The sequence below is a fragment of the Aeromonas sp. 11P genome (assembly GCF_051920165.1).
In the GTDB taxonomy this organism is placed as follows: Bacteria; Pseudomonadota; Gammaproteobacteria; order Enterobacterales; family Aeromonadaceae; genus Aeromonas; species Aeromonas veronii.
Genome location: NZ_JBQBDJ010000002.1, coordinates 1 through 3,648 on the forward strand (window position 1 = coordinate 1; position 3,648 = coordinate 3,648).

Genomic DNA, 3,648 nt, shown 5'->3' on the forward strand with positions numbered 1-3,648 from the left:
AAGGTTAAGAGCCTCTCATTGTCCGTTCTCTACAGCACCTGCTTACGGTTCACTACTCACGACGATGTTTTTTTTGGTACCTTTTTTTTCACCGGAAAGGACCCGTAAAGTGATAATGATTATCATCTACATATCACAACGTGCGTGGAGGCCATCAAACCACGTCAAATAATCAATTATGACGCAGGTATCGTATTAATTGATCTGCATCAACTTAACGTAAAAACAACTTCAGACAATACAAATCAGCGACACTGAATACGGGGCAACCTCATGTCAACGAAGAACAGAACCCGCAGAACAACAACCCGCAACATCCGCTTTCCTAACCAAATGATTGAACAAATTAACATCGCTCTTGAGCAAAAAGGGTCCGGGAATTTCTCAGCCTGGGTCATTGAAGCCTGCCGTCGGAGACTAACGTCAGAAAAGAGAGCATATACATCAATTAAAAGTGATGAAGAATGAACATCCCGCGTTCTTCCCTCCGAACAGGACGATATTGTAAATTCACTTAATTACGAGGGCATTGCAGTAATTGAGTTGCAGTTTTACCACTTTCCTGACAGTGACAGACTGCGTGTTGGCTCTGTCACAGACTAAATAGTTTGAATGATTAGCAGTTATGGTGATCAGTCAACCACCAGGGAATAATCCTTCATATTATTATCGTGCTTCACCAACGCTGCCTCAATTGCTCTGAATGCTTCCAGAGACACCTTATGTTCTATACATGCAATTACAACATCAGGGTAACTCATAGAAATGGTGCTATTAAGCATATTTTTTACACGAATCAGATCCACGGAGGGATCATCAGCAGATTGTTCTTTATTCATTTTGTCGCTCCATGCGCTTGCTCTTCATCTAGCGGTTAAAATATTACTTCAAATCTTTCTGTATGAAGATTTGAGCACGTTGGCCTTACATACATCTGTCGGTTGTATTTCCCTCCAGAATGCCAGCAGGACCGCACTTTGTTACGCAACCAATACTATTAAGTGAAAACATTCCTAATATTTGACATAAATCATCAACAAAACACAAGGAGGTCAGACCAGATTGAAACGATAAAAACGATAATGCAAACTACGCGCCCTCGTATCACATGGAAGGTTTTACCAATGGCTCAGGTTGCCATTTTTAAAGAAATATTCGATCAAGTGCGAAAAGATTTAGACTGTGAATTGTTTTATTCTGAACTAAAACGTCACAACGTCTCACATTATATTTACTATCTAGCCACAGATAATATTCACATCGTGTTAGAAAACGATAACACCGTGTTAATAAAAGGACTTAAAAAGGTTGTAAATGTTAAATTCTCAAGAAACACGCATCTTATAGAAACGTCCTATGATAGGTTGAAATCAAGAGAAATCACATTTCAGCAATACAGGGAAAATCTTGCTAAAGCAGGAGTTTTCCGATGGGTTACAAATATCCATGAACATAAAAGATATTACTATACCTTTGATAATTCATTACTATTTACTGAGAGCATTCAGAACACTACACAAATCTTTCCACGCTAAATCATAACGTCCGGTTTCTTCCGTGTCAGCACCGGGGCGTTGGCATAATGCAATACGTGTACGCGCTAAACCCTGTGTGCATCGTTTTAATTATTCCCGGACACTCCCGCAGAGAAGTTCCCCGTCAGGGCTGTGGACATAGTTAATCCGGGAATACAATGACGATTCATCGCACCTGACATACATTAATAAATATTAACAATATGAAATTTCAACTCATTGTTTAGGGTTTGTTTAATTTTCTACACATACGATTCTGCGAACTTCAAAAAGCATCGGGAATAACACCATGAAAAAAATGCTACTCGCTACTGCGCTGGCCCTGCTTATTACAGGATGTGCTCAACAGACGTTTACTGTTCAAAACAAACCGGCAGCAGTAGCACCAAAGGAAACCATCACCCATCATTTCTTCGTTTCTGGAATTGGGCAGAAGAAAACTGTCGATGCAGCCAAAATTTGTGGCGGCGCAGAAAATGTTGTTAAAACAGAAACCCAGCAAACATTCGTAAATGGATTGCTCGGTTTTATTACTTTAGGCATTTATACTCCGCTGGAAGCGCGTGTGTATTGCTCACAATAATTGCATGAGTTGCCCATCGATATGGGCAACTCTATCTGCACTGCTCATTAATATACTTCTGGGTTCCTTCCAGTTGTTTTTGCATAGTGATCAGCCTCTCTCTGAGGGTGAAATAATCCCGTTCAGCGGTGTCTGCCAGTCGGGGGGAGGCTGCATTATCCACGCCGGAGGCGGTGGTGGCTTCACGCACTGACTGACAGACTGCTTTGATGTGCAACCGACGACGACCAGCGGCAACATCATCACGCAGAGCATCATTTTCAGCTTTAGCATCAGCTAACTCCTTCGTGTATTTTGCATCGAGCGCAGCAACATCACGCTGACGCATCTGCATGTCAGTAATTGCCGCGTTCGCCAGCTTCAGTTCTCTGGCATTTTTGTCGCGCTGGGCTTTGTAGGTAATGGCGTTATCACGGTAATGATTAACAGCCCATGACAGGCAGACGATGATGCAGATAACCAGAGCGGAGATAATCGCGGTGACTCTGCTCATACATCAATCTCTCTGACCGTTCCGCCCGCTTCTTTGAATTTTGCAATCAGGCTGTCAGCCTTATGCTCGAACTGACCATAACCAGCGCCCGGCAGTGAAGCCCAGATATTGCTGCAACGGTCGATTGCCTGACGGATATCACCACGATCAATCATAGGTAAAGCGCCACGCTCCTTAATCTGCTGCAATGCCACAGCGTCCTGACTTTTCGGAGAGAAGTCTTTCAGGCCAAGCTGCTTGCGGTAGGCATCCCACCAACGGGAAAGAAGCTGGTAGCGTCCGGCGCCTGTTGATTTGAGTTTTGGGTTTAGCGTGACAAGTTTGCGAGGGTGATCGGAGTAATCAGTAAATAGCTCTCCGCCTACAATGACGTCATAACCATGATTTCTGGTTTTCTGACGTCCGTTATCAGTTCCCTCCGACCACGCCAGCATATCGAGGAACGCCTTACGTTGATTATTGATTTCTACCATCTTCTACTCCGGCTTTTTTAGCAGCGAAGCGTTTGATAAGCGAACCAATCGAGTCAGTACCGATGTAGCCGATAAACACGCTCGTTATATAAGCGAGATTGCTACTTAGTCCGGCGAAGTCGAGAAGGTCACGAATGAACTAGGCGATAATGGCGCACATCGTTGCGTCGATTACTGTTTTTGTAAACGCACCGCCATTATATCTGCCGCGAAGGTACGCCATTGCAAACGCAAGGATTGCCCCGATGCCTTGTTCCTTTGCCGCGAGAATGGCGGCCAACAGGTCATGTTTTTCTGGCATCTTCATGTCTTACCCCCAATAAGGGGATTTGCTCTATTTAATTAGGAATAAGGTCGATTACTGATAGAACAAATCCAGGCTACTGTGTTTAGTAATCAGATTTGTTCGTGACCGATATGCACGGGCAAAACGGCAGGAGGTTGTTAGCGCAAAAAAAAAATTCCAAAAAAAAAATTCCAAAAAAAAAAAGCGACTAACAAACACAATCTGATGGCAGGTGCTGTAGAGAACGGACAATGAGAGGCTCTTAACCTTAGCAATAC

Annotated in this window: 6 protein-coding genes and 1 pseudogene; 3 read left to right on the forward strand and 4 right to left on the reverse strand. The window is 43.5% G+C overall.

From position 1 onward, the window contains the following. The first annotated feature begins 273 nt into the window (after nt 1–273). Entirely contained in the window at nt 274–468 is a 195-nt protein-coding gene (locus ACTG1P_RS00255; RefSeq protein WP_001421937.1) for a YlcI/YnfO family protein, read from the forward strand. Between the two features lie 164 nt (nt 469–632). Here ACTG1P_RS00255 and ybcW read toward each other — a convergent pair whose 3' ends face one another. Beyond that, entirely contained in the window at nt 633–839 is a 207-nt protein-coding gene (gene ybcW / locus ACTG1P_RS00260; protein WP_001031427.1) for a protein YbcW, read from the reverse strand. A 285-nt stretch (nt 840–1,124) separates the two neighbouring features. Here ybcW and ACTG1P_RS00265 point away from each other — a divergent pair, with 285 nt between their 5' ends. Then, on the forward strand, nt 1,125–1,535 hold the full coding sequence (locus ACTG1P_RS00265; protein WP_012775990.1) for a DUF1398 domain-containing protein: 411 nt from the start codon (nt 1,125–1,127) through the stop codon (nt 1,533–1,535). Nucleotides 1,536–1,824: 289 nt separating this feature from the next. Then, nucleotides 1,825–2,118, forward strand: coding sequence for a serum resistance lipoprotein Bor (gene bor / locus ACTG1P_RS00270; protein ID WP_000738492.1), 294 nt, complete (start codon nt 1,825–1,827; stop codon nt 2,116–2,118). Nucleotides 2,119–2,149: 31 nt separating this feature from the next. On the opposite strand, the gene rzpD is transcribed toward bor, so the two are convergent. From rzpD to ACTG1P_RS00285, 3 genes and pseudogenes are all read right to left on the reverse strand, one after another. After that, nucleotides 2,150–2,611, reverse strand: a complete 462-nt coding sequence (gene rzpD / locus ACTG1P_RS00275) for a prophage endopeptidase RzpD (RefSeq protein WP_000092275.1) — start codon at nt 2,609–2,611, stop codon at nt 2,150–2,152. Next, nucleotides 2,608–3,084 carry a glycoside hydrolase family 24 protein gene (locus ACTG1P_RS00280; protein WP_000229403.1) on the reverse strand — a complete coding sequence of 159 codons (477 nt, stop codon included), beginning with the start codon at nt 3,082–3,084 and terminating at the stop codon, nt 2,608–2,610. The genes rzpD and ACTG1P_RS00280 overlap by 4 nt, the downstream gene beginning before the upstream one ends. Continuing rightward, nucleotides 3,068–3,391 (reverse strand): annotated as a pseudogene (locus tag ACTG1P_RS00285) (phage holin, lambda family). The gene ACTG1P_RS00280 and the pseudogene ACTG1P_RS00285 overlap by 17 nt, the downstream one beginning before the upstream one ends. Nucleotides 3,392–3,648: the final 257 nt, after the last annotated feature.

What these genes read in the sequence shown, in the direction of transcription:
- ACTG1P_RS00255 (WP_001421937.1), top strand. Translation starts at nt 274, where the DNA reads ATGTCAACGAAGAACAGAACCCGCAGAACAACAACCCGCAACATCCGC.
- rzpD (WP_000092275.1), bottom strand. Translation starts at nt 2,611, where the DNA reads ATGAGCAGAGTCACCGCGATTATCTCCGCTCTGGTTATCTGCATCATC.
- ybcW (WP_001031427.1), bottom strand. Translation starts at nt 839, where the DNA reads ATGAATAAAGAACAATCTGCTGATGATCCCTCCGTGGATCTGATTCGT.
- bor (WP_000738492.1), top strand. Translation starts at nt 1,825, where the DNA reads ATGAAAAAAATGCTACTCGCTACTGCGCTGGCCCTGCTTATTACAGGA.
- ACTG1P_RS00280 (WP_000229403.1), bottom strand. Translation starts at nt 3,084, where the DNA reads ATGGTAGAAATCAATAATCAACGTAAGGCGTTCCTCGATATGCTGGCG.
- ACTG1P_RS00265 (WP_012775990.1), top strand. Translation starts at nt 1,125, where the DNA reads ATGGCTCAGGTTGCCATTTTTAAAGAAATATTCGATCAAGTGCGAAAA.